The organism is Erwinia sp. 009765445 (assembly GCF_058137865.1).
This window is the reverse complement of record NZ_JBYUWC010000073.1, coordinates 1-528: the sequence shown is the minus strand read 5'-3', so window position 1 is coordinate 528 and position 528 is coordinate 1. Positions and strand designations below refer to the sequence as shown.

At 50.8% G+C, this 528-nt stretch carries 1 protein-coding gene; it reads right to left on the bottom strand.

Annotation, left to right across the window (positions count from 1 at the left end; translation table 11 throughout):
* The coding region (locus AC3Y5R_RS24290; RefSeq protein ID WP_194157447.1) for an aminotransferase class I/II-fold pyridoxal phosphate-dependent enzyme at positions 1-513 on the bottom strand (513 nt) is incomplete at its 3' end.
* Positions 514-528: the final 15 nt, after the last annotated feature.

Here is a 528-nt window from a genome sequence, read left to right as displayed (position 1 = left end):
GGCTTCACGCGCTTCTTTCAGACGTGCTTCCAGCTCCTGCATATCGTTGTTGGCATAGCGATAGCGTTTAGCTTTGCACAGACGCACACCATCAATAATAGACGCGTGGTTCAGTGCGTCGGAGATAATGGCGTCTTCCGCACCCAGCAGCGTTTCAAACAGTCCACCGTTAGCATCAAAGCAGGAAGAGTAGAGAATCGCATCTTCCATCCCCAGGAATGCCGCCAGTTTTTGTTCAAGCTCTTTATGGCTGTCCTGAGTGCCGCAAATAAAACGCACCGAAGCCATGCCGAAACCGTGAGAATCCATTCCCGCCTTTGCTGCCGCAATCAGATCCGGATGATTCGCCAGCCCGAGATAGTTGTTGGCACAAAAGTTAATGACGTGGCTTCCATCAGCCACAGTGATATCTGCTTGCTGCGCAGACGTAATAATGCGCTCTTCTTTAAACAACCCTTCCGCCCGTGCGGTTTCCAGATCGTTGGTTAACTGCTGATAAAATTCTCCACGCATTGCGATTCTCCAGAC